We start from the raw sequence: 22724 nt of genomic DNA, 5'->3' as shown, positions 1-22724 counted from the left end.
GTCTGATACACTAATGATTATAGATTAGAGGGAGGTACTTAAAATGGCAGTAGCAGTAACAACTGATCAAACATTTGAAAAAGATACCGCAAATGGTGTCACATTAACTGATTTTTGGGCAACGTGGTGTGGCCCTTGTCGGATGCAATCACCAGTCGTCGAACAACTTTCGGAAGATATGAACGGCAAAGTGACATTCAATAAAATGGATGTAGATCAAAACCCTAATACAGCACAACAATTCGGCATCATGAGTATTCCTACTTTATTAGTTAAAAAAGATGGAACAGTTGTGGATTCAATTGTTGGGTATCATTCTAAGGAACAGTTGCAACAAATTTTGGAACAGTATTTATAATCGGGAGTGTAAAATCAAACGGTTAGATTTTGAGCATTAACGTAAAAAAACACTTATCCCTGGGTTGGGGATAAGTGTTTTTTTGGGTTAAGCGCAGAAATCTGTTTGATTTTACCGATTCTGACTAAATTGCCAAAACAAACCTAATCTTCATCTTGTGTATCATCAACCACATTAATAAATTTCACTGGATCAGCATCGGCAACAGTTTCCTTCAAATCATGTTGTACCAAGATAGTTAAGCTACTACGTTTCTTATCATCAATCTTGGCTTCAGTGGTAGCATTAGTCTGAATTTCCAATTCTTGGGCTAAAAAGCCGCATTCTAAATTGAAGTCAGCATCTTTTAATGAAAGGCGACTATTGACGATGGCACCTGAGAGTTGCCAATATTGCTGCTTTGGATTTTTTTTGACAAGAGTCAATTCGCCAAAACCAAGTTGCTTAAAAATAACAGGGATCTCATCAAGTTGTGCTACCGGAAATTGACGGGCTAAATCTTTACCAGCCCAGTATAAAATACCACTGGTTTGTTTGCCCAAAATTGATGGAATTAAAACGTCCCTTAAAGTTGCTTGGCCCATTCCAGCCGGATTGTCACTAACTTGTTGATAAATGGACTGTGTCATAAATTTTACTTCCTTTCAAATCAATCATTATTATACAGGAAATTAGTCAAAAATGACGAAATAATTATCATGATGCTTGAAAAAAAATTCAACAAAGGCAATAATTGTAGTTTAAGAAAAGATAGGTGATAATTAATGGATAATAGACCAATTGGTGTGATGGATTCCGGTATTGGTGGCTTAACTTTTGTAAAAGCGTTACAAAAGGAGTTGCCAAACGAAGCGATTATTTTTCTCGGTGATCAAGCACGGTTACCTTATGGCACAAAGCCTGTTGAACAAATTCAGAGTTTTTGTTTGCAAATTGCTCATTTTTTGGCGACCTTTGATATTAAAATGATGGTGATCGCCTGTAATACAGCTACTGCGGCAGCCCTGCCATTTTTACAACAGCAACTCACTATCCCTGTGGTGGGTGTCATTCAGCCGGGCAGTAAAGCTGCTTTGGCAGCGACTCGATCAAAACGGATTGGTGTGATTGGAACTGAAAATACGATTAACGGTCAGGCTTACGATCAAGCGTTAACACAATTAGATAATGATGTTGTAGTGAGTGGCTTAGCTTGCCAATCATTTGTCGAAATTGTTGAACAGAATCGTGCGAATGATCCAGATGTTGCCGGAGTTGTTGCCCAAAAACTATCTTATTTTGAGACGAAAAATATTGATACATTGATTTTAGGTTGTACTCATTTTCCATTATTAGCTGCACAAATTGGCGCGGCACTCGGTGATCAAGTGACTTTAATTGACGCAGGTAAAGCAACTGTCGGCGATGTTATGGCCATTTTAAATGAGAGCAATCAATTGGCAGATGCTCAACAGGCGCCAACCAAATACTTTACGACAGGGCAACCAAGCAAATTTGAAACGGTTGCCCGTCAATGGATGGCAGACGATGCCCTAACTGCAAAACAAGTTGATCTAGGAGAATTTTAATGAGTAATGAAATTGTAATTGCAACGCAAAATGCAAATAAAACCAGAGAAATAAAAGCATTGTTAGCAGGCCATCATTTGGATGTGAAAACACTGGCAGACTTTGACCAAGCACTGGAAATTCCAGAAACTGGCAAAACGTTTGCTGAAAATGCGTTATTAAAGGCTCAAGCAACGGTTAAATTAACCCACTTGCCAGCCATTGCGGATGATTCAGGATTGATGGTGGACGCTTTAAATGGCGAACCGGGGATTTATTCGGCACGGTACGCGGGAGATCACGATGATGCTGCCAATAATCAAAAATTGTTGCGTAATTTGAAAGACGTGCAGACGCAGGAACGAACTGCCCATTTTCATACCACGATGGTTGCTCTAAAACCAAGTGGCGCGAAACTGGTAGTTGACGGGGATGTAGCTGGGCTGATTTTAGAATCAGCTTGTGGAAACAATGGCTTTGGTTATGATCCGCTTTTTTATGTACCAGAATTAAAATTAAGTATGGCCGAAATGACTGAAGAACAAAAAAATAGTATCAGTCACCGTGGACGCGCATTAAGAAACCTACTAGCTGAATTTAAACAATGGTGGGATGCACAATGAAAATATTAGTAGTTAGTGATAATCATTTTGACCGAGACATTTTAGTAGATTTGGTTGACACCTATCAAGGACAAGTGGATTTGATGCTGCATTGTGGAGATTCAGAAATGGACGTTCATGATCCGTTATTTGAACAACTACCAACCGTGAAGGGCAACAATGATTTTGATCGGCAGTTTGTTAATCAACGAGTGGTTACTCAAGATCAAGAAACGATTCTTGTCACCCATGGGCATCTTCAAAATGTCAATTTTACATTGGAGAATTTATTAATACTTGGCAAAGAAAATCAAGCAACGATGATTTTTTATGGTCATACACATCAACTTGCTGTAGAAGTTGTTGACCATACATTGATTCTCAACCCCGGTAGTATCAGTCTGCCAAGGGGCGAATATGCCCGGATTGGTGGCACGTTTGCAATTGTTGAATCGACACCATCGGCATTTAAAGTGCAGTATTATAACCGACAAAAACAAGCAATCCCTGAATTAAATTTTAAATTTTCGCGATAAAAAAATGATTATTTGAGGACGGAGTTAAAGATTGTCCAAATTCAGGTGAAGATGTATAGGATTCACGGGCTAGATTTTGTACAATGCAGGTGGATTCAAAAAGGAGGACCTCACTATGATTAATGCTGCAATTGAAGATTTGCTGAATGATCATCAAGAAAAGTTTCTGATCCCGGCAAATATTGTAGCGAATGTAATGGATACCAATAATTTGTACCATGCCTTTTTAGTGTTAACGAAGATTCGGTACGCTAAAATTGTTGTTCTAAATAAAGACGGTGATTTTAAGGGCTTATTGAGTTTACCGATGATTACCGATCAAATGTTAGAAACACAAACAATTGATGTCGAAAAATTAAAACATATTCAAGTCAAAGATGTGATGGAAACTGATGTGGTGACCATTACTGATCCTTATGATATTGAACTGAATTTACACCTATTGATTGACCAACCATTCCTACCGGTGGTTGGGGATGGTGGTGAGTTTACTGGCATTGTCACGAGACGTGAATTATTAAAAGCAGTAAATCATCTTGCTCATGATATCGATCAGGCATATGATATTAACAAGAAAAATTTAAAAATTCATAACAACTGACAAGGAGAGAGATTATGGCAAAGCTTGATGCACAAGAGATTATCAACTATATTGGCAGTTCAGAAAAGAAGACCCCAGTGAAAGTTTATTTACGTGGACAATTAGATCAATTGTCCTTTCCAAAGACTATTCGCCCATTTGTTGAACAACATAGTGGTGTGATTTTTGGTAACTGGCAAGACGTCAAACCTTTTTTGGCTGACAATCAATCGCTAATTGAAGATTATGAAATTGAAAATGATCGCCGTAATTCTGGTGTACCATTGTTAGATATGAAAGAAATTAATGCCCGAATTGAACCAGGGGCCACGATTCGCGAACAAGTATTGATTGGCAATAATGCGGTTGTCATGATGGGGGCGCAAATTAATATTGGCGCTGAAATTGGTGATAACACGATGATTGATATGGGAGCCGTTCTCGGTGGCCGAGCCATTGTTGGTAAAAATTGTCATATTGGTGCCGGGACTGTGCTTGCAGGTGTGGTTGAACCACCTTCGGCAACTCCTGTGATTGTCGATGACGATGTTTTAATTGGCGCTAATGCGGTCGTTATTGAAGGTGTGCACATTGGTAAAGGTGCTGTTGTTGGCGCTGGCGCAGTTGTGACACAAGATGTTGCTAGCAATACGGTGGTAGCGGGTGTTCCAGCTCGTAAAATTAAAGACATTGATGACAAAACGAAGAGTAAGACTGAATTAATGGATGAATTGCGTCACATTTAAGATTGGTGGGAGGCTGCAAGATGACATTAGCGAGTAACGATTTAATTGAAATCTATCAACATTTGCATCAATATCCCGAGTTGGGGTTGGAAGAGTTTCAAACACATGATTATTTGAAACAAGTCATTGCAAAAATGCCACAAACTTATCTCGCACTCAAAGAAGTCCCTCAGTTACCAACGGCCCTATTGGTGAAAGTGACCGGTCAAAATCAGCAAACGACCGTTGGTTATCGAACTGATATTGATGCTTTGCCAGTCACTGAGCAAACTGGATTAGCATTTAGCTCCCAAAATGTTGGCAAGATGCATGCTTGTGGCCACGATATCCATATGACGGTAGCACTGGGTGTGCTGAATTATTATGCTAACAATCAACCCGCAACGAACCTAGTGTTTATTTTTCAACCATCAGAGGAAAATCATAGTGGTGGTATGCAACTTTATAAGAGTGGCGCATTAGATGAGTGGATGCCAGATGAAATTTATGCGCTTCACGATAATCCCCAATTACCGGCTGGTGCCATTGGTTGCTTAAATGGGACCCTTTTTGCCGGAACATGTGAAATTCACGCCGATTTTTATGGCAAGAGTGGTCATGCAGCTTACCCACATCAGGCAGATGATATGGTTGTTGCTGCGAGTGCTTTTGTGATGCAAGTACAGACAATTATCAGTCGCAGTGTTGATCCGATTGAGGGCGGGGTTGTCACCTTAGGTCACTTAACCGCGGGGCAGACTGGCAATGTGATCGCTGGCCATGCGCATATTGATGGCACTATTCGAGCGCTCACACAAACGAATAATCAAAAAATTCAAAAACGCGTGCGTGCGATTGCACAAGGAGTGGCCTTGACGTATGGCTGTGAAGTAGATTTGCAGCTTCATCAAGGTGGTTATTTACCCGTTGAAAATAATCCTGCCATTACAAAAGACTTTATCAACTTTATGCAAACAGAACCAACGGTTAACTTTATTGAAACTAAGCCGGCAATGACAGGTGAAGATTTTGGGTATTTAATTTCCAAAATTCCTGGTACAATGTTTTGGCTCGGCGTTGATAGCCCATATTCACTACATAGTGAAAAAATGGTGCCAGATACTCGGGCGATTGATGCTGGAGTATCCGCTATTACTAAGTATTTAACACACCGTACTAATGAATTCTAACTAAAAAAAGATCTGAGACAATTTTGTCTCAGATCTTTTCTGTTGGTAACGTAATTCCGGCTTCTTGAATATTTTCCAAGTAAGCGGCCAAGAACGCACTTTGCAATGTTTGCTGGGCGCCCTGAACGGTAAAAAAACTCACGCGGAAAACTAATTTATTTTGATCAGTAGTAACAGGACCAATAATTTCGGGTTGTGATTTTAACTGCTCAAATTGATTCACAATTTGTTGGTTGGTCTTTTTGATTGTCGCTTGCAGTTGATCAATTGGCGTCGTGCCGTCAATATGAATATCGACGTTAACTTTCATATGATTACGCGAGTAGTTGCTGACAATTGTAATATTTCGATTGGGAATAAAGTTGAGCGTGCCGTCAAAGCTTGTGACTTGAGTGGTTCGAATGCCAATAGCGGTAACTGTTCCCTTAATCGTGCCAATTTGCACTGAGTCACCAACATCAATTTGTTGTTCTAAAATAATGAAAAAGCCGGTAACCACATCACTAACAAATCCTTGTGCGCCTAAGCCAAGAGCGATACTAAAAATTCCAGCACCAGCGATAAGGGTACCAACTGGCACACCAATTAACGATAAAATCGCATAAAGATAAAAGAAAAAACAAGTATAGCGAAAAATATTTAATGTCAGTGTTTGAATAGTATTAGTTCGATTAGATACTTTAATACTATGTTTTTTGTAGCGCTTAAATGAATGATTGATGATCACTCTGCCGATGGCCATTAAAACCATAAACAAAACGGTAATCAGCAGGATAATTAAAATGCGGCTCATTAGATGTTGTCCCATTTTTTCCCAATCCAGGTTATTAAAATATCTTGTAAACGTATTTGTTTGTGTCATTAGTTTTGAATTAATTGTCGATAATATCACTGTTATTCACCTTTTTAAGCTGTCATTAACTCATTTTAGCAAAGAATAATTAAGTTCTCCACAGTCAGCTACAAAATAGTTTTAATTGCGCAGTAGTGGTGGTCGTGATATCCTTTAATTATAACGTTGTTAACTAATTGACTAGGAGGCTTATGGATATGACACTTGGACAAGTTGCGGGGCTAATTGCCGCAATTGCATTTTTGATCTTAGTATTATTTATTGGCTATTTTTTAACCAGATTGTCTGCTACGCTCAAACAAGCCAATCAAAGTATTAACGTCTTAACAAATGATGCAGATGCATTAAGTAAAGAAGTCGAAGTTATTTTAAGTAATAGTAATGACCTATTACAAAATGTCAACGGCAAACTAGAAACGGTTGACCCAGCATTTCAAGCTGTGGCTGATTTAGGAACGAGCGTTTCTGATTTAAATGACGCCACGCGTAATATGGCCGATCGTTTTGCTGGTAACTCGAAGAAAGCTGCTGGTGCAACAATGGCTGCATCACTTGGCAAATCAGCATTTTCAAAATACTGGCAACATCGTAAAGAAAAGAAAAACAAACAATAGGATGTGACAAGAATGTCAAAGGGATTTTGGTTAGGCGTTTCTGCTAGTGCGATTGCTGCGGCGATTGCATATCAAAGTTTATCAGAGGAACGCAAAGAACAATTAGCACAAACCGTTCGTGATACATTTGATGACTTAAAAGATCAAGTCACAGATTATGCATTTTTTGCTGAAGATTTAGCTGATGACTGGCGTCAAACTGCTAATGACTATAAAGAAGATGCACAAGAAATGGTGACAAAAACTAGTGATAAGTTTAAAGAACAAAAAGAAAAGATTGCTGATCACTTCAATAATGATGATTTTGAAGAACAAACAGCATCAATTCGAGATCAATTAGCTTCGACTGCGTCAACAGACGAAGATGATAGTGAAGATATCATTATTGATCAAACGAAAACGGACGATGAATCTGAAGAATAAAAAAAGCGACTAAGAAAATTTTCTTAGTCGCTTTTAAAATACAGTTGATTAACCAACGTAAGTTAATTCTTTTGAAGTGTGTGTAAATGGTTCACAACCATCTTTAGTGATGTGGACGCAATCTTCAATCCGGACACCAGCAACGCCTGGAATATAAATACCTGGTTCAATTGAGAAACACATACCAGGTTGTAAGACCATTTTATTGCCTTCCATAATTGATGGGAATTCGTGCTCACTCATACCCATACCATGGCCTAAACGGTGAATGAAGTATTCGCCATAGCCAGCAGCACTGATAATGTCACGAGCAATTTTATCCAGTTCTTCAGCCGTCATACCGGGTTTAGCAGCAGCTTGAGCTGTTAATTGAGCTTCCAAGCAAACTTTGTAGATATCAGCCTGTTTATCAGTCAATGTACCAACGGCAACCGTACGAGAAGCATCGCTGATATACCCTTCAAAAATTGTTCCTAAGTCGAATAAAACAAGTTCATTGTTTTTTACTTGATTAGCGGATGTGGCACCATGTGGTTCGGCAGCATGAGCACCAGCCTGAACAAGCGTTTCAAAACTCATTTGCATAATCCCTTTTTGTTTGAGGGCATATTCTAATTGTGCAGAAATAGACTGTTCAGTTACACCTTGCTTAACGGCATCAAAACCAACTTTAAATGCAAAGTCAGCCCACTTACCAGCTTCATTTAATTTATCGATTTCGTCATCATTTTTAATTAAACGTAGTTGTTCGATGACTGAGGTAATATCGTGATCAAAATCAGCTTTAGGAAATTGTTCCGTTAAAGCTTTTAATTTACTAACAGATAACTGGCCTTGTTCAACAGCCCAATTTTTAGGATTAGCATTTCTTTTTTTAATTTGGGTGGCAATCATTTCGAAAGGATGCTCATGATCAAGGTAACCATAAACTGGGAACTTCCAACCCGTATCTTTAATGGCCTCCACTTCTAGTGCGGGCGCAAATAAGAATGGATCTTGGTCTGGAAATACAATCAATGCCAAAATTCGTTCAATTGGGTCACTGCTAAAACCTGTTAAATAGGTAATTGTCATCGGATCACTTAAATAGGCAACATCAAGCTCTTGCTGATTAACCCATTGTTGCACTTGTTGTAACTGTGTCATCATGCATCGCTCCTTTAATTTATTGCTGACAATTATAGCACAATCAAAGAATGGGTCCGTTAAATACTGTATTAATGTGTTTGCGTTTTCATACATAATCTGCTATATTGACTTAGTTATGAAAATTCATGAAAACAAATCAAATCAGTAAAGAAAGGGCTTAAAAATGGAAAAACAAACTGTAACAATTTATGATGTGGCAAGAGAAGCGGCTGTCTCAATGGCCACTGTTTCGCGTGTTGTCAACGGCAATCCAAATGTCAAACCGGAAACACGTAAAAAAGTCATGGAAGTCATCGATCGTCTTGATTACAGACCGAATGCTGTTGCCCGTGGCTTAGCCAGTAAAAAAACAACAACTGTGGGGGTTGTCATTCCGGACGTCACGAACGCTTATTTTGCGGAACTGGCATTAGGAATTGATGATATTGCTTCGATGTACAAATATAATATTATTTTGGCTAACTCGGATGAAAACGGCAGTAAAGAAATCCAAGTTGTCAATACATTACTTGCAAAACAAGTTGATGGTCTTATTTTTATGGGCAATCAAATGAGCGCTGACCTAAAAAAAGAATTAACGAACTCACAGGTTCCCGTGGTTGTAGCCGGATCTGTAGATAGTAAACAAGAATTCCCAAGTGTCAGCATTGATTATGTTGCGGCAACAAAAGAAGCTGTATTGAAACTATTGAAGCGTGGCAATGAACAAATTGCGCTGGTAACGGGATCACTTGAGCAATCAATCAACAAAGATTATCGACTCAAGGGATTTAAAGAAGCCTTGTCTGAAGCAGGGATTGCTTTTGATAATCGTTATGTTTTAGAAACAGACAATTCTTATGATGCTGGTTATGAACTGGCTAAGACGATTCAATCCTTAAACGTTAATGCTGCTTTTGTCACAGATGATCAACTGGCAGCTGGTTTGTTGAATGGATTGACAGACCAAGGCGTTAAGGTACCAAGCGAGTTTGAGTTAACAACGACTAATGACACAAAGTATGCCGTGATTACCAGACCGCAAATGTCATCCGTGACGCAACCGTTATATGATATTGGTGCGGTGGCGATGCGATTGCTCACTAAATTAATGAATAATGAACGCGTTGATGATCCGAATGTTATTTTACCGTATGGCTTAATTAAGCGCGAATCAACGAGATAAAGTAATTATTAAATCAGTAGTTCACAAGACTTGATTTACAAGGTGAATTTTGATATTATTTTGAATGGTTTAAGTTACTTAAACCATCATTAAATTATAGAAAAGAGGAGTTCTCATGTCAGGACATTCAAAATGGCATAACATTCAAGGACGTAAAAACGCCCAAGATGCTAAACGTGGAAAAATTTTCCAAAAGATTTCACGTGATTTATATCAAGCTGCTAAAGCAGGTGATCCTGACCCAGCGAATAATCCTCAACTTCGTTTGATGATGGATAAAGCACGTGCTGCTAACATGCCTAAAGATAACGTCCAACGTGCAATCGATAAGGCAACCGGTGCTGGTGGCGCTAAATATGATGAAATTACGTATGAAGGTTATGGCCCTGGTGGTGTAGCTATCATGGTTTCAGCACTTACTGACAACAAAAACCGGACTGCAGCAGCTGTTCGTTCAGCATTTACACATGCAGGTGGTTCATTGGGCGCCAGTGGTTCCGTTTCATACATGTTCAATCGTCGTGGCTATATCGTTGTGTTACGTGACGGTTTAGACACAGATGAAGATACAATGTTAATGGATGCGCTGGATGCCGGTGCGGAAGATATGAATGCTGAAGATGGCGCATTCGAAATCTATACAACGCCTAGTGATCTTCCAGCAGTGCGTGATGCCCTACAAGAAAAAGGCTATGATTTGGACACAGCTGAAGTTACGATGCTTCCAGAAAACACAACTGATGTGCCAGCAGACAAAGCTAGCCAATATCAACACTTAATTGATGAATTAGAAAATAACGATGATGTTTCTGATGTTTATGAAACAGGCGTCTTACCAGACGAAGAATAATCATATTCTCATTGTGAAGCCGAGACAATTTTGTCTCGGCTTTTTTTGTATATCAAATATATTTTTGCGTACCTTTCTGTTAAGAAGGGAGGCCCACATGCAAAAATATAATGGGATGACACAATTGCTGGAAGACTGTATTAACGAGCGAGTTGCAGATTTATATATATTGCCCAATGAACAGCATTATGTACTTTCTTATCATTCAGCAGTTGGTTTAGGTGCGAAGATCAAACTTGATCAAGCGGCAGGCAAACAATTGATTGCACAGTTGAAATACCGTGCCAATATGGCAGTCAGTGAGCATCGACGACCACAAGTTGGCGCATTACGAGAAGGGGTTGTTAATTTACGTCTTTCGACAGTGGGGGACTTTCAAGGTCATGAGTCACTAGTTGTGAGATTTATTTACCCACTGCAAACAGTCAAAAATCAAATTTTAATTGCGGAGCAACAAGCGCAACTCGAAAATTTAATTCAACAACGGGGTTTAATTTTGTTTGCGGGACCAACGGGATCCGGTAAAACAACAACAATGTATCAATTAATTAAAAAATGTTGTGCTCATCAGATGATTATGACGATTGAAGATCCTGTTGAAATTGAAGAACCAGATTTTCTGCAGTTGCAAGTGAATGAAAATGCGCAAATGAGCTATGAACAATTAATCAAAGTAGGTTTGCGACACAGACCAGAAGTGTTTATCATCGGTGAAATTCGTGATCCACAAACCGCCCAAATGGCAATTCGAGCCGCATTAAGTGGCCATCTAATTTTGTCGACCATTCATGCGCAAAGTGCACAAGAAGTGTTGACCAGATTAGAACAGCTAGAGGTTGAATCCTACTATTTAGAGCAAGTGATTCAAGGTGTTTGTTATCAACGTTTATTGCCGACAACTAATGAGAAACTAGCCGTTTTGTATGATATTTTAGACAAAAATTGTTTATTTGAGAATCGTAGTGATAACCCGCAACTGAATTGGAGGATGAATCTTGAACGATGCGTTAAAGAAGAAAAAATTACTGCTAAAACGGCTAAAAAGTTTAGTAACGGCTAAATTAACTACCACGGTTCAATCCAATTGGTTTTGCTTAATGGGAGATTTATTAATGGTGGGCTTTTCACTGAAACAGGCCTTGGAATTTTGTGCCACATTAATGACAAAACAGCGTTCCATGATCAAACAAATTGATACACGATTACAACAAGGAACGTTATTTGCAGAATCTGTACGCCCAGTCGTTAAAATTGATATTTATTACCAGTTACTGATTGCAGAACAACACGGCCATTTGTCCCAAAGTATTACACAATTAGGCCAATTTTTAGCCGTTAAACAAAAACAGCAACAAAAGCTGAAGGGATTACTTTTATATCCAGTTATCTTGGTTGGTTTATTAATTATTCTATTAATTGCACTGAAGTTATTCATTTTTCCTGAACTAGCTGTTTGGCAGACAGATGCAAAAACAACAAGTGCTACTCATTGGCCGTTGATGAAATTGGTCGGATATGGGCTAGTAGTTGGTGGGCTACTTTTAAGCTGGCAGTTTTGGCAAAAATGGCAAAAGAAAACCACGCTTGATAAGGCGACATGGTTATCAAAATTGCCGATGATTGGTAGCTATTTTCAAACGTATTACGCCTATTATTTAATCAGTAATCTCGCCTTATTACTTCAAAATGGGATGGGCGTTAAAGAAATTTGTGCCATGTTTAATCAATTTGATCGCCAAAGTTTGCTGTATCAATTGAGTACGGTTTTAGATCAAATTTTAATTGTTGGCGATTCACCAACAAAACTAGTTAAAAAATATCCTTATTTGCCAAAAGAACTAATCGTGTTTTTAAACAAGGGTGCCACGACTAAAGACCTAGGCAGGCAGCTAGAATCCTTTGCCAAAATTTTATTTGGTCGCTTAGTGACAAACATGGAAAGATTGTTAACCCTAGTTCAACCTCTATTATTTGGTCTCATTGCGATTATGATTGTGGCGATGTATTTAAACATTATGTTACCGATTTATCAATCAATGAAAGGAATTTATTAATTATGAAAAAATTCAACAAAAAGCGACATGGGTTTACGCTGCTAGAAATGGCAATCTCTAAACTTTTTCAGAATCGCCAGAATATTTTCACGTTGTTTTCTGTCAATTCAATCCGCTTTATAAGTTGATGTACCACAGTCCTTTGCTTTTCATAATCAGCGTGTTCAATTCCTTGTGGAATTGATTCAAGTAACGCTTTTGCGTCTGATTTAGTAAATTCAGTTTTGTTTTCATTAATTCGATCAATCTGTAATTGTAAATCGTGCTGCTGATCTTGAATATCTTTAATCTTGGAATGAATAATATCTATTGGCATATTATCATCGCTTGTCATATCCAATAATCGCTTAATTTGATTATTAGCCTTTTTAATTTGTGATTCATAAATCGAAACGTCTTCACGTTCGTTATTTGACTTAACATCTTTGAAGTCTAAGTTTTTAATTCTATTGATCACAGTTCTTTCAATTTCGGGCATTCTATAAAAAGCTGGACCGGCACAACTACCATATCTTTTATTTGTTTTTGATTTAGATTTTGGTAATTTTGAATAACACTTATATTTAAGTAATTTTTCGTGTGTTTTGTGTCTATGACTAATCACTACTGCAAATCTAGCACCACAGTAACCGCAGAATATAATACCTGTCAGCATGTACTTAGCTCGAAAGGGACGAGGATTATTATTCATTTGATAAGCTTTCAATTGCCGTCGTTTTAGCTCGCTTTGTGTTTTGTTGTAAATGTCGTCAGTTATGATTGCGTCATGATTACCTTCATATATTTTTTTGTTAAAATTAAATTTACCAGTGTAAACAACATTGTCTAGTATTTGTCGAACTGTTCGATATGACCAATGAATGTCTTTACCAATGTGTCCTTCTTCGTTTAAGTGGTCTGTTAATTTTGTTATGCTAACTCCGTCAAGATAATCATTAAATATACGTTTAACAACTGTTGCTTGTAAGTCGTTTATACTTAGCACACTTGTATCGTGATCATAGTTATAGCCGAAAGGCGGGTTAGACCAGCTCATTACTTTACCAGACTTAGCACGACCAATTTTACCCATTTTCATTCGAGATGTAATGTTCTCACGCTCGAACTGGGCGAAAGTAGCCAATATTGAGACCATGACTTTACCAACTGGGGTGTTAGTATCAAATGACTCTGACATCGAAATAAACGACACATTGTGTGTGTTAAATGTCTTTTCGATTAATTCCATTGTATCGACAAGAGAACGGCTTAAACGGTCTAATTTGTACACTAAAACGGTATCTACTTTATTTGATTTAATATCCTTGATCAGTTCTTGAATGGCAGGGCGTTTTAAATTAGAGCCACTGTATCCACCATCTTTGTACACGTCATGAATATTCCATTCTTGTAGTTCACAGTACTTAGTTAGTTTATCAATTTGTTCACCAATAGAGTATCCGTCTTGTTCCTGTCCAGCAGTTGACACTCGTACATATATCGCTACATTTTTATGTTCCATAATAAAAACTCCCTTAAATACACTAAGGGAGTCTGCTATAATGTTAACAGGCTACACGCTTAGTGTATGTCTACATTTGTTTGTAAGCACGTTCCCAATCTTTGGTCGGAGGGGGAGCGTGTTTTTTTAATGCAATTTTACCGTTCCGGTTTGTGTTCCGAATGCACCAGTTTGTACTTGAATTTTGTTAGTTTGAGAGTTTGCTTCGCTTGAAGAAACGTCAAAAACAACTTTCCCCGACATTTCTACATCAGGGTTTAATTTCTGTAAGAAAAACGAGTTAGTAATGTTACCACTCTCATCTTGATTAGCAGACATTGAGCCTTCAGAATCTGCTTTGAAAGTTTTTTTACCATCAAGCAATTTAAAGTATGAAGAATCAACAGTAATGTCTTTGTTGCCAAGATTTTTAATGGTCAAATCGACAACTAAGAATGTATCTTGTGCCTTTGCAGGCAATGATGAAGGGCCTACTTGTGTTGCTGTGGAGATACCATTTATTTTGTACTGCATGTCACCAACTTTAAAGGTTTGACCTACTGAATAAGTTTTCTTCTTACTTGATTTAAATGAAAAAGACTTTGAAGATGATTTTTTATCAGCTGTTGAAGATGATTCTTTCTTTACTGAACTGCTTGAACTGTCAGATTTACTATTTGAAGTTTTTCCACTATCGTTGCCAGTTAGTTGTCCAATGCCACCTAATATTAAAATTATAATTACCCAAACCCACCAGCGTTTGTACCATTTTTTCTTGTTCTTCATAATTTATTTCCTCCCAAGGACAGCTTTTTGTGTCGTTCAGTTTTGGACATATATTGTTATTCAGGTACGATCATGTCAGCAATAGCAGTAACACCCAACTCAGGACCTTGTGATTGTGGTGTAGCAGCAAAGGAAGTTAACTTAATATTTGCAACACCAACTGCATTCTTAGATTGTGCGTATTTAGCCAGGTTTTGGATAGCTTCTAAAGTAATAGCGTCTGTATGTTTTTCTTTAAAACCAATTACATGGCTTTCATGGCCTGATCCGATTGCAACACCAATACTTTTATAACCATTTGGTATTGCACCAACAGTGATAATTTCCAACGATTTAGCATTTCCAAACATTCCCATTTTTAAACACTCCTATTTCGTCTAACTAGATAAACAATGAGCCCAATTAATACTATTGCAACGAACAATGGCCAAAAAGCAACTAGAATACTGGTTAATAATATTAAGACAATAATCAGCCAAAATAATTGTTTTGCCACAAATTTCATTTGTATTCCTCCTTATAGTTCAACTACATAAACAACGACTTTTCCTAATATCTTTAAGTTGTCTGCGTCTTCATAACGAATTATCAAATCATCAAAGCTATCATCAGTTGATTCAGGCTTAAACATATACACCTTTGCTTCGGGCATATTAAAGAATCTTTTAACAGAATATCCATCGTCTTTTTCGAACACAACGATATCTCGGTTATTTAACTCACTGACATTTTCATATCGTTTAATCGCCACAAGTGACTGATCAGGTAGAACCTTATTCATTGAGTCTCCACTAATGCGACTGATAAATACGTCAGGGCTTCCAGCGTAACGACCCATCAAACTGTCAGGTAGTTGAATCTGTTCAATATCTTGCGCATAAAATGGGTCGATTGATGTTGGAATACCTGCAGCAATACCAGCGTTGATAAAGTTATATGAGTTTTGATTGTTTATTGTAGGTGCTTTTGAAGCGCCATTCATAGGAACATCAGCACCAATTAGCCAGGCTGGATCTACTTCCAATTTATCGGCAAGTAAATAAATCTTATCTTGTTTTGCTTCGTATTTACCATTGACCCACTGACTAATAGAAGATTTACCAATTTTAGTTCTGCGTGATAACTCAGCAGTATTGATATCTCTGATTTCCATAGCCTGTCGTAATCTATTAGCAAATTTTTCCATATATCAATTCACCCTTTTCTTTGTGATTATATTATAAGATATTGTTTAGCTAAACTCAACATATTTTGAAGAAATTGTTAAATAAATTGAACTTTTAGTTGACTCCACGTTGATAGCATTGTATTATTAGAGTGTTCAGAAAAACTGAACAGAAAGAAGGTGCGCAAATATTGCCCACAAAAAAGAAATTTGACTATTCAAAGCTCTATGGAAGAATGAGGGAACTAGATATTACACAACAAAAGCTTGCTAAGCATTTAGGTATCTCGACAACAACACTTAATAATAAATTGGCAAGCAGGAGTTATTTTAGTAATCCTGAAATTTTTTCTATAGCAAGTTACTTGAAAATTCCTGACAAGGAATTACGGCTATATTTTTTTGCTTTAAAAGTTCAGAAAACTGAACAAAGAAAGGAGAGAGCTTAATGGAATACAAAGTAATCGATGTTGATTTAAACGGTAATGAACTTCCTGAAGGCAGTGTACTAACAGTACCAGCTGAACTATCACAAAGGGTAGCTAACATCTTGGCTAAAGGAAAGGAGCAATCGCCATGCAATGGTTCGCAGCAAACGGTGGCGGGTTAATCATCTTGCTTAGCCTAGTAAGCGCAAGCTTCTACATTGGCTTTGTTTATGGAAAAGGCGAGTTGTTCGATTGGCAAAATAAGAAAGGGGCTAACGATGGACAACATTAATTGGGACGAATGGCAAAAGTCGGAAGATGACTTAAACATTCGCAATCCCCAAATTGATTGGGGTGATGAACAGTGAAGTGGAAACTAATTCCTGACTTCGAATATGAAATATCTGATACGGGCGATATTAGGTCAATAAAAACCGGCAACATTCGCAAGTTGATTATTGATCACAACGGATATAGCAAGACTAACCTTATTAGTTGCTCAACAAAGAAGGTTAAAACAGTGTTCCCACATCGTGAAGTTGCTAAGGCGTTTATTGAACATTCAGAGTTACAGACGCAAGTTAACCATAAAGACGGTAATAAGCAGAATAACGATATTACTAATCTTGAGTGGGTCACAAGTAGTGAAAATCAACGACACGCAGTTCGAACGGGTTTAAAGCCTAGCGAATATGGCGACTATTCAAACTGCGTAGTAACACAGCAAGCGTCTGACGGCACGATGATTAACATCTTCATCAATGCTGCCACAGCTTGTCGCTATAGTGGCGTATCAAGTACGGCTATGTATAAAGCACTAACAGGTAAGGCTAAAACGGCAGGTGGATTCATTTGGAATAGACTGCGAGTTATGGAGGACGCTTATGAGCAAAAAGAAAACGCCTGATGATTGCAGTCATCAAGCGCTCAAGTCGAATCAATATTTAAATTTAATTTACGTTAAGAATAACCGAAAGAAAGGAATTTTGCAATGGCTAATGACACTATTTTCGATCTAACGAATCAATATGTACATGTTAAAGCAGCACTACTTAATTATGACGATGAAAAGATGGTCCAAGACACTATGGAGTCAGTAGTTGGCCCATTGAAGGACAAGATTACTGGCTACGGCATGGTTATGACTGAAGTTGAAAATCAAATCAATGACGCAGACATGCTGATCAAACGAATCCAGGATAAGAAAAAGCGGTGGCAACGTAATTTAAACAACATGAAAAACAATGTAATGGATTCAATGGAAGCTGCTGATCTTAACAAGGTTGAAGACGTACACGTCACAGTCAAGATTACACGAAATAAAAAGACAGTGATTGATGACGAAACTAAGTTGCCAGCTAAGTACGTGAAGATCAAGCAAACTTACACGCCCGATAAAAACATGATTAAACAAGATATTAGTGCTGGTAAAGATATCAACGGTGCACATATCGAGCAGACAGCAACGTTATCAATTAAATAGGGGGCAAGATGATGACAGTATTAACTACGATTCAAAAAGAGTTAAAAGCTCCAAAAGGACAACGAAATAAATTCGGTAATTATAACTACCGCAGCGCTGAAGATATTCTCGAAGCGGCTAAGCCGTTACTTGCTAAACATGATTCACAACTGACATTAACTGATGAGCCAATTATGCAAGGCGAATGGCATTATATCAAAGCAACTGCAACCCTGATCACTAAAGACGGTGAAACAACCGTTAATGCTTATGCCAGAGAATCACCAGTTAAAAAGGGTATGGACGATAGCCAAATTACAGGAACAGCAAGTTCTTATGCTAGAAAGTATGCTCTGAATGGCTTGTTCTTAATTGATGACACGAAAGACGCTGATACAGACGAGTATCAGGAACAACAAAACAAGACAAAGACAGCTACTAGGTCGCAAAGCAAACCACAAACAAGTAAACAAAGTGGTGCGCAGGCACTAGAAATTAAAAAAACAACATTATCAAACGAAGCTAAAGCAATTGCTAAGTCAATGAACGCTAGTGAAGCAATCGTACTTCAAGACCTAGCAGAGCGGGCCAAAGTTAAAGACATTGCTAAGCGCTGGGGCAGCGGCTTAACACTTGCAGAAGTTACCAAGATGTTAACCGAAGTACCAAAACTTAAGAAAGAAATGGAGGAACAACCTAATGATCAATAGAACAACACTAACAGGACGTTTAACGAAAGACCCAGAACTACGTTACACAGCTAATGGAACGGCAGTAGCAACATTTACAATCGCTGTTAATCGCCAATTTACAAACCAAGCTGGGGAGCGTGAATCAGACTTTATTCAATGCCAAATTTGGCGTAAGGCAGCAGAGAACTTTACTAACTTTACGCATAAAGGGTCACTAGTTGGAATTGACGGACGAATTCAAACTCGTAACTACGAGAACCAACAAGGACAACGTGTTTACGTCACCGAAGTCATGGTTGAGAATTTCTCATTACTTGAACCAAAGAGTAAGAATCAACAGACCAGCAACCAACAGGCAAACGATCAACAACCAGCAAGTAAGACTGTTGATGACCCGTTTGCAAGTAGTGGAGATCCAATTGACATTAGTGATGACGACTTGCCATTTTAGGCGGTGATTAAATGGCAAATAAGCGAATGTTTAGTAAGAAGATTACAGACACAGATACATTCCTAGATATGCCGTTGTCAGCACAAGCATTGTACTTTCATTTGAATATGCACGCTGACGATGACGGGTTTCTAGCGAATGCACAGACAGTAAGACGAATGACAGGGGCTAGTAATGATGATTTTAAGTTGTTGCTAGCAAAAGAATTTTTAATTCAGTTTGAAGATGGAATCACAGTTGTAAAAGATTGGCGAGTGCATAACTACATTCGCAAAGATACTTACGCAACAACAATTTACAAAAGCCAGAAAGCCTTGCTAGACGTGGACAGTAACGGTTCGTATACGGTACGTCAACAATCCGTGGACGACCCGTCGACGCAGGTTAGGTTAGGTAATGTTAGATTAGATAAGAGTAGTAAAGATAATGAGCAACCAAGGTTGCCCGTCAATGAGCTTGAACCACCAAAAGAAAAATCGAATAAACCACAAGGCCCGTCGCTACGTGAACGCTTTGAGCTTTTATGGACGCTGTATCCCAACAAAAAGGGCAAAGAACCAGCATTTAAGTCCTACCAAAAAGCTATTAAAGATGGCGTAACTGACGAACAAATTAAGTTAGGTATTGACAATTACATTGCTGAAATTGAGGCTAAGCATACTGACAAACAGTACTTACGTCACGGTTCTACATGGTTTAACCAACGAGGCTGGGAAGATGAGTACGACACCATGCCACAAGCTAAGGCGGGTCGTATTCAAGAACAATTACCTGATTGGGCGAAAGACGACTATAACCCTGAAGAAAATAAGGCAAGCCCTGAAGAAATTGCAGCAATTAAGAAAAAGATAGCAGCAATGAGGAGTGGTTTAAATGCTTGATGAAATGGCAACTGTTACTGATCATGATGACAAGTACGAAACACTCACGCTCAAGCTAGATAGTCCGTTGGACAAGTTCACATTTGAGAAATACACGGGCGATCATAAACGTGTCATGGTCACATACCAAGACTCCAGAATGAGAACACTAGACCAGATTCATAAGGCGTGGGCCTTGTTTGGTGATATTGCGAAGTTTTGGGGCAAGGATATGGCAGTCGAAGTCACGAAAGAAGACATGTACGAATACTTTGCGTTTAAGTACGCAGAACAGTACAAGACTGACCCACTGCACTTGTCGACAGCAAGTGTGAGTGAAGCGGCTATCTTAATCAACATGGAGTTAGACTTCTGCTTTAAGAAAGGCGTGGAGTTTTCAACTAAGACTTGGGACGCTATCAGCGATGATTACGGGTTTCAGATGTATTGCCTTAAATATCGGCACTGCGTTATCTGTTATGAACCTGCAGACTTTTGTCACGTTGATACTGTCGGTATAGGTATGAATCGTGGCAAGGTTGATCACTCAAAACACTTAGTCATGAGTTGTTGTCGAAAGCACCACATTGAACAACACACGATTGGCATTAAGTCGTTTATAGATAAGTACCATATCAAGCCAATCAAGCTTGCACGCAATGAACTAGTTGAAATGGGCATTATGACTTACAAGCAAGCAACGTACTTTAGAGAACGTGAAGAATATTTAAAACAGATTGGAGCAATTGAAAATGACATTTAAAGAAAACATGGAAAAGGTGTCTCACTTAACTTCATTGATGAGCATTCTAGGAACGTTTGGTGAAGCGCTAGATGAAGTGGCTGATCAAGAATATGACGATTTATCTGCGTATAAATATCAGCTTAAAAAAATATTGGTTGATATTGAAGATTTCAACCATGCAGTTGCCGAAGACCTTATAACAATTATTGATAAAGATGATACAGAAGTGGACAGCAAAGATTGAAATTAGTCATACATGGTGAATTGCCTAGCTTAAATGAATACATCAACGTTGAACGGTCTAATAGGTTTGGCGCTGCTAAGTTCAAAAAGCAAGCAACGTATCAGTGCATGATGTACACGAAACAAGCTATGCAAGATGGCTTTAAGTTCGATAAACCTAGCATTGTTGTATGTACGTGGTACACAAAGAATTTACGAAAAGACCCAGACAACGTGTCATTCGCTATCAAGTTCATTTTTGACGGAATGATGAAAGCGGGCCTGATCGAGAATGACGGGCGTAAGACAGTGCTAGGAATTGAACACAAATTTGAAGTAGACAAAATAGACCCAAGGGTCGAAGTGGAGTTGAAGTTATGAATGCGATAAATAATTTATTTGAACTAGAAATCAATAGGAGAGTGAAGTTTTCGCTTAAAGATTTGATGGATGAAAGAAATTTATCAATTCAGAAAGTTCATGAAAGAACAGGAATTTCAAGGAATACTATTTCTAAATTCTATAACGGTAATGATAAGGGAATTAAGTTTGAAACATTAAACAAACTATTAATTGGATTGAGGATTTCATTAAGTGATTTATTTAGGTTATGACAGAACTTGACCTAATTTCTAAGTTGTGGATTTATTTATTTTTGTTTGTGTTTCTTTGATGTAGGTTGTTTTTTATTTGAAACAATTTGTGGTTCATTCATTTTTTCAACTATGTGGTGTTTTTCTCTAAGTTTCTTTTCAAAGTCAAAAGTATTTAGTTCTAATTGGTAAGTAGTGTATCTGTTTTTTTTACCGATGTAGGGGAACTTTCTAACTGCGTATTTAATTGTGAAAGTTATTTTATCAGGAAATGGTCCATCCACTTTTGACATAAAAGCATAAACGGGTGTGAATGAATGAGCCGGGAAAATACCTTGAACGTTTTTTAAAAGATTAATTTCACCTTGAGTGTTCAATTCTTGGATTATGAATTTAGGCTTTTCAGTGTCCCAACTTACGGTTTTATGAGTCCACACATCTTCAGCTCGATTATTTGCCGTAAAATGCAAATGAAAATATGCTACATCATTAGGACTAGGATTTAGAAATTGAAATTTTACTAACAAACCATCAGGTAAAGGGTTTATTCGGCCTTTATCATTAATATAAGAAATTTCGCCCATGGTCATGGCACTCCAGTCTGAATCACCAGGGTGTCTAAGCTCTAAAAGTTCAGATTTATTTTTAAGAAAAGAAAGTGCAGCAATAAAGACAGAAACGATTGATACGATGATAGAAAATGTTGCCATGACGAATCCCCCTAATAAACAATATTTAAAGTATCTCATAAACAGTAAATTTTCACCAAAAAAATTTGTTTGAGAAAAAATTAAGTGGTACAGAAAATGTTATTAACATTATTTTTTCAGAAAGAAGGAATAGCTATGAACGATTTAATAGATGATTGGAGTAAAAAAAGATACCATGCTTGGGAAATTTTGAATAAATATGGATATGAATGGAACAATGACTCACAAAGTTACATTAATGACAAAGGAAATTCTTTGCCTGGAATTGTCACAGAATTGATGATAGACGTACAGGAGGATGGAAATGAATAATTGGTTTGATGAAATTAGAGACTGGTCAAAGAATAGACAGCTAGATGGATTGAAGTCAATATTTGAGACAGGTTTTAAGAGACATTCAGAACCGCGTTTACCTTCCACAGCTCAAATAAATCATTAATCGTGATTAATAACTTATTTGAACCATGGAAAGCATTAAATCAGG

The 22724-nt window shown here is 37.9% G+C and carries 34 protein-coding genes; 25 read left to right on the top strand and 9 right to left on the bottom strand.

Annotation, left to right across the window (positions count from 1 at the left end; all coding sequences use genetic code 11):
- Nucleotides 1–43 precede the first annotated feature (43 nt).
- Nucleotides 44–358, top strand: a complete 315-nt coding sequence (gene trxA, locus ACYVQZ_RS05100) for a thioredoxin (protein ID WP_461240327.1) — start codon at nt 44–46, stop codon at nt 356–358.
- A 143-nt stretch (nt 359–501) separates the two neighbouring features.
- Here trxA and ACYVQZ_RS05095 read toward each other — a convergent pair whose 3' ends face one another.
- The gene (locus ACYVQZ_RS05095; protein ID WP_461240326.1) at nt 502–987 is read right to left on the bottom strand and encodes a YslB family protein; all 486 of its coding nucleotides are present in this window, start codon (nt 985–987) and stop codon (nt 502–504) included.
- A gap of 135 nt (nt 988–1122) precedes the next feature.
- On the opposite strand from ACYVQZ_RS05095, the gene murI reads away from it, so the two are divergent.
- The 6 genes from murI (at nt 1123) to ACYVQZ_RS05065 (ending at nt 5538) form a co-directional block, all read left to right on the top strand.
- Nucleotides 1123–1926, top strand: coding sequence for a glutamate racemase (murI, locus tag ACYVQZ_RS05090; RefSeq protein WP_461240325.1), 804 nt, complete (start codon nt 1123–1125; stop codon nt 1924–1926).
- On the top strand, nt 1926–2528 hold the full coding sequence (locus ACYVQZ_RS05085; protein ID WP_461240324.1) for an XTP/dITP diphosphatase: 603 nt from the start codon (nt 1926–1928) through the stop codon (nt 2526–2528). Before murI ends, ACYVQZ_RS05085 begins: the two co-directional genes overlap by 1 nt.
- Complete coding sequence (locus tag ACYVQZ_RS05080) at nt 2525–3043, top strand: metallophosphoesterase (protein WP_461240323.1); 519 nt, start codon at nt 2525–2527, stop codon at nt 3041–3043. Before ACYVQZ_RS05085 ends, ACYVQZ_RS05080 begins: the two co-directional genes overlap by 4 nt.
- A 115-nt stretch (nt 3044–3158) precedes the next feature.
- Complete coding sequence (gene cbpB, locus ACYVQZ_RS05075; RefSeq protein ID WP_461240322.1) at nt 3159–3644, top strand: cyclic-di-AMP-binding protein CbpB; 486 nt, start codon at nt 3159–3161, stop codon at nt 3642–3644.
- A 14-nt stretch (nt 3645–3658) separates the two neighbouring features.
- The gene (gene dapD / locus ACYVQZ_RS05070; protein WP_461240321.1) at nt 3659–4369 is read left to right on the top strand and encodes a 2,3,4,5-tetrahydropyridine-2,6-dicarboxylate N-acetyltransferase; all 711 of its coding nucleotides are present in this window, start codon (nt 3659–3661) and stop codon (nt 4367–4369) included.
- Nucleotides 4370–4389: 20 nt separating this feature from the next.
- Nucleotides 4390–5538: an N-acetyldiaminopimelate deacetylase gene (locus ACYVQZ_RS05065; protein ID WP_461240320.1), complete on the top strand. Its 1149-nt coding sequence runs from the start codon at nt 4390–4392 to the stop codon at nt 5536–5538.
- Between the two features lie 28 nt (nt 5539–5566).
- On the opposite strand, the gene ACYVQZ_RS05060 is transcribed toward ACYVQZ_RS05065, so the two are convergent.
- Nucleotides 5567–6427: a mechanosensitive ion channel family protein gene (locus ACYVQZ_RS05060; RefSeq protein ID WP_461240481.1), complete on the bottom strand. Its 861-nt coding sequence runs from the start codon at nt 6425–6427 to the stop codon at nt 5567–5569.
- Nucleotides 6428–6588: 161 nt separating this feature from the next.
- On the opposite strand from ACYVQZ_RS05060, the gene ACYVQZ_RS05055 reads away from it, so the two are divergent.
- Both ACYVQZ_RS05055 and ACYVQZ_RS05050 read left to right on the top strand, forming a co-directional pair.
- On the top strand, nt 6589–7005 hold the full coding sequence (locus ACYVQZ_RS05055; protein WP_461240319.1) for a DUF948 domain-containing protein: 417 nt from the start codon (nt 6589–6591) through the stop codon (nt 7003–7005).
- 12 nt (nt 7006–7017) lie between these two features.
- The gene (locus ACYVQZ_RS05050) at nt 7018–7428 is read left to right on the top strand and encodes a hypothetical protein (protein WP_461240318.1); all 411 of its coding nucleotides are present in this window, start codon (nt 7018–7020) and stop codon (nt 7426–7428) included.
- Between the two features lie 48 nt (nt 7429–7476).
- On the opposite strand, the gene ACYVQZ_RS05045 is transcribed toward ACYVQZ_RS05050, so the two are convergent.
- Complete coding sequence (locus ACYVQZ_RS05045; RefSeq protein ID WP_461240480.1) at nt 7477–8574, bottom strand: M24 family metallopeptidase; 1098 nt, start codon at nt 8572–8574, stop codon at nt 7477–7479.
- Between the two features lie 166 nt (nt 8575–8740).
- Here ACYVQZ_RS05045 and ccpA point away from each other — a divergent pair, with 166 nt between their 5' ends.
- The 4 genes from ccpA (at nt 8741) to ACYVQZ_RS05025 (ending at nt 12646) form a co-directional block, all read left to right on the top strand.
- Nucleotides 8741–9742: a catabolite control protein A gene (gene ccpA, locus ACYVQZ_RS05040; RefSeq protein WP_461240317.1), complete on the top strand. Its 1002-nt coding sequence runs from the start codon at nt 8741–8743 to the stop codon at nt 9740–9742.
- 115 nt (nt 9743–9857) lie between these two features.
- Nucleotides 9858–10592 (top strand): YebC/PmpR family DNA-binding transcriptional regulator, encoded by a 735-nt coding sequence (locus ACYVQZ_RS05035; protein ID WP_461240316.1) that lies wholly within the window; start codon nt 9858–9860, stop codon nt 10590–10592.
- 97 nt (nt 10593–10689) lie between these two features.
- Nucleotides 10690–11652: a competence type IV pilus ATPase ComGA gene (comGA, locus tag ACYVQZ_RS05030; RefSeq protein ID WP_461240315.1), complete on the top strand. Its 963-nt coding sequence runs from the start codon at nt 10690–10692 to the stop codon at nt 11650–11652.
- Entirely contained in the window at nt 11588–12646 is a 1059-nt protein-coding gene (locus tag ACYVQZ_RS05025; protein WP_461240314.1) for a type II secretion system F family protein, read from the top strand. Before comGA ends, ACYVQZ_RS05025 begins: the two co-directional genes overlap by 65 nt.
- Nucleotides 12647–12713: 67 nt before the next feature.
- Here the strand turns inward: ACYVQZ_RS05025 and ACYVQZ_RS05020 are convergent, their stop codons facing one another.
- From ACYVQZ_RS05020 to ACYVQZ_RS05000, 5 genes are all read right to left on the bottom strand, one after another.
- The gene (locus ACYVQZ_RS05020) at nt 12714–14147 is read right to left on the bottom strand and encodes a recombinase family protein (protein WP_461240313.1); all 1434 of its coding nucleotides are present in this window, start codon (nt 14145–14147) and stop codon (nt 12714–12716) included.
- A gap of 126 nt (nt 14148–14273) precedes the next feature.
- On the bottom strand, nt 14274–14912 hold the full coding sequence (locus ACYVQZ_RS05015; RefSeq protein WP_461240312.1) for a DUF4352 domain-containing protein: 639 nt from the start codon (nt 14910–14912) through the stop codon (nt 14274–14276).
- A gap of 56 nt (nt 14913–14968) precedes the next feature.
- On the bottom strand, nt 14969–15268 hold the full coding sequence (locus ACYVQZ_RS05010) for a hypothetical protein (RefSeq protein WP_461240311.1): 300 nt from the start codon (nt 15266–15268) through the stop codon (nt 14969–14971).
- A 2-nt stretch (nt 15269–15270) separates the two neighbouring features.
- Nucleotides 15271–15417 carry a hypothetical protein gene (locus ACYVQZ_RS05005; RefSeq protein ID WP_461240310.1) on the bottom strand — a complete coding sequence of 49 codons (147 nt, stop codon included), beginning with the start codon at nt 15415–15417 and terminating at the stop codon, nt 15271–15273.
- A gap of 12 nt (nt 15418–15429) precedes the next feature.
- A complete protein-coding gene (locus ACYVQZ_RS05000; protein ID WP_461240309.1) occupies nt 15430–16098 on the bottom strand; it encodes a S24 family peptidase in 669 nt (222 codons plus the stop codon).
- A gap of 170 nt (nt 16099–16268) precedes the next feature.
- Here ACYVQZ_RS05000 and ACYVQZ_RS04995 point away from each other — a divergent pair, with 170 nt between their 5' ends.
- The 11 genes from ACYVQZ_RS04995 (at nt 16269) to ACYVQZ_RS04945 (ending at nt 21551) form a co-directional block, all read left to right on the top strand.
- Nucleotides 16269–16526 (top strand): DUF739 family protein, encoded by a 258-nt coding sequence (locus ACYVQZ_RS04995; protein ID WP_461240308.1) that lies wholly within the window; start codon nt 16269–16271, stop codon nt 16524–16526.
- A complete protein-coding gene (locus ACYVQZ_RS04990; RefSeq protein ID WP_461240307.1) occupies nt 16526–16687 on the top strand; it encodes a hypothetical protein in 162 nt (53 codons plus the stop codon). Before ACYVQZ_RS04995 ends, ACYVQZ_RS04990 begins: the two co-directional genes overlap by 1 nt.
- Before the next feature lie 182 nt (nt 16688–16869).
- Nucleotides 16870–17412 (top strand): NUMOD4 motif-containing HNH endonuclease, encoded by a 543-nt coding sequence (locus ACYVQZ_RS04985; protein ID WP_461240306.1) that lies wholly within the window; start codon nt 16870–16872, stop codon nt 17410–17412.
- An 84-nt stretch (nt 17413–17496) separates the two neighbouring features.
- Nucleotides 17497–17988, top strand: coding sequence for a siphovirus Gp157 family protein (locus ACYVQZ_RS04980; RefSeq protein ID WP_461240305.1), 492 nt, complete (start codon nt 17497–17499; stop codon nt 17986–17988).
- An 8-nt stretch (nt 17989–17996) separates the two neighbouring features.
- A complete protein-coding gene (locus tag ACYVQZ_RS04975; protein WP_461240304.1) occupies nt 17997–18677 on the top strand; it encodes an ERF family protein in 681 nt (226 codons plus the stop codon).
- Nucleotides 18667–19110 (top strand): single-stranded DNA-binding protein, encoded by a 444-nt coding sequence (ssb, locus tag ACYVQZ_RS04970; protein ID WP_461240303.1) that lies wholly within the window; start codon nt 18667–18669, stop codon nt 19108–19110. Before ACYVQZ_RS04975 ends, ssb begins: the two co-directional genes overlap by 11 nt.
- Before the next feature lie 11 nt (nt 19111–19121).
- Complete coding sequence (locus ACYVQZ_RS04965) at nt 19122–19991, top strand: hypothetical protein (RefSeq protein WP_461240302.1); 870 nt, start codon at nt 19122–19124, stop codon at nt 19989–19991.
- Nucleotides 19984–20733: a putative HNHc nuclease gene (locus ACYVQZ_RS04960; protein ID WP_461240301.1), complete on the top strand. Its 750-nt coding sequence runs from the start codon at nt 19984–19986 to the stop codon at nt 20731–20733. Before ACYVQZ_RS04965 ends, ACYVQZ_RS04960 begins: the two co-directional genes overlap by 8 nt.
- Nucleotides 20723–20959 (top strand): hypothetical protein, encoded by a 237-nt coding sequence (locus ACYVQZ_RS04955; RefSeq protein ID WP_461240300.1) that lies wholly within the window; start codon nt 20723–20725, stop codon nt 20957–20959. The genes ACYVQZ_RS04960 and ACYVQZ_RS04955 overlap by 11 nt, the downstream gene beginning before the upstream one ends.
- Nucleotides 20956–21318, top strand: a complete 363-nt coding sequence (locus tag ACYVQZ_RS04950; protein ID WP_461240299.1) for a RusA family crossover junction endodeoxyribonuclease — start codon at nt 20956–20958, stop codon at nt 21316–21318. Before ACYVQZ_RS04955 ends, ACYVQZ_RS04950 begins: the two co-directional genes overlap by 4 nt.
- On the top strand, nt 21315–21551 hold the full coding sequence (locus ACYVQZ_RS04945; protein ID WP_461240298.1) for a helix-turn-helix domain-containing protein: 237 nt from the start codon (nt 21315–21317) through the stop codon (nt 21549–21551). The genes ACYVQZ_RS04950 and ACYVQZ_RS04945 overlap by 4 nt, the downstream gene beginning before the upstream one ends.
- Before the next feature lie 35 nt (nt 21552–21586).
- On the opposite strand, the gene ACYVQZ_RS04940 is transcribed toward ACYVQZ_RS04945, so the two are convergent.
- Entirely contained in the window at nt 21587–22240 is a 654-nt protein-coding gene (locus ACYVQZ_RS04940) for a hypothetical protein (RefSeq protein ID WP_461240297.1), read from the bottom strand.
- A 96-nt stretch (nt 22241–22336) separates the two neighbouring features.
- Here ACYVQZ_RS04940 and ACYVQZ_RS04935 point away from each other — a divergent pair, with 96 nt between their 5' ends.
- A complete protein-coding gene (locus ACYVQZ_RS04935; RefSeq protein WP_461240296.1) occupies nt 22337–22552 on the top strand; it encodes a hypothetical protein in 216 nt (71 codons plus the stop codon).
- The last annotated feature ends 172 nt before the right edge of the window (nt 22553–22724 follow it).

The sequence above is a fragment of the Paucilactobacillus salsurae genome, assembly GCF_054784995.1.
Note: the sequence above shows the minus strand (reverse complement) of the source record. Positions and strands in the feature narration are given on the sequence as shown.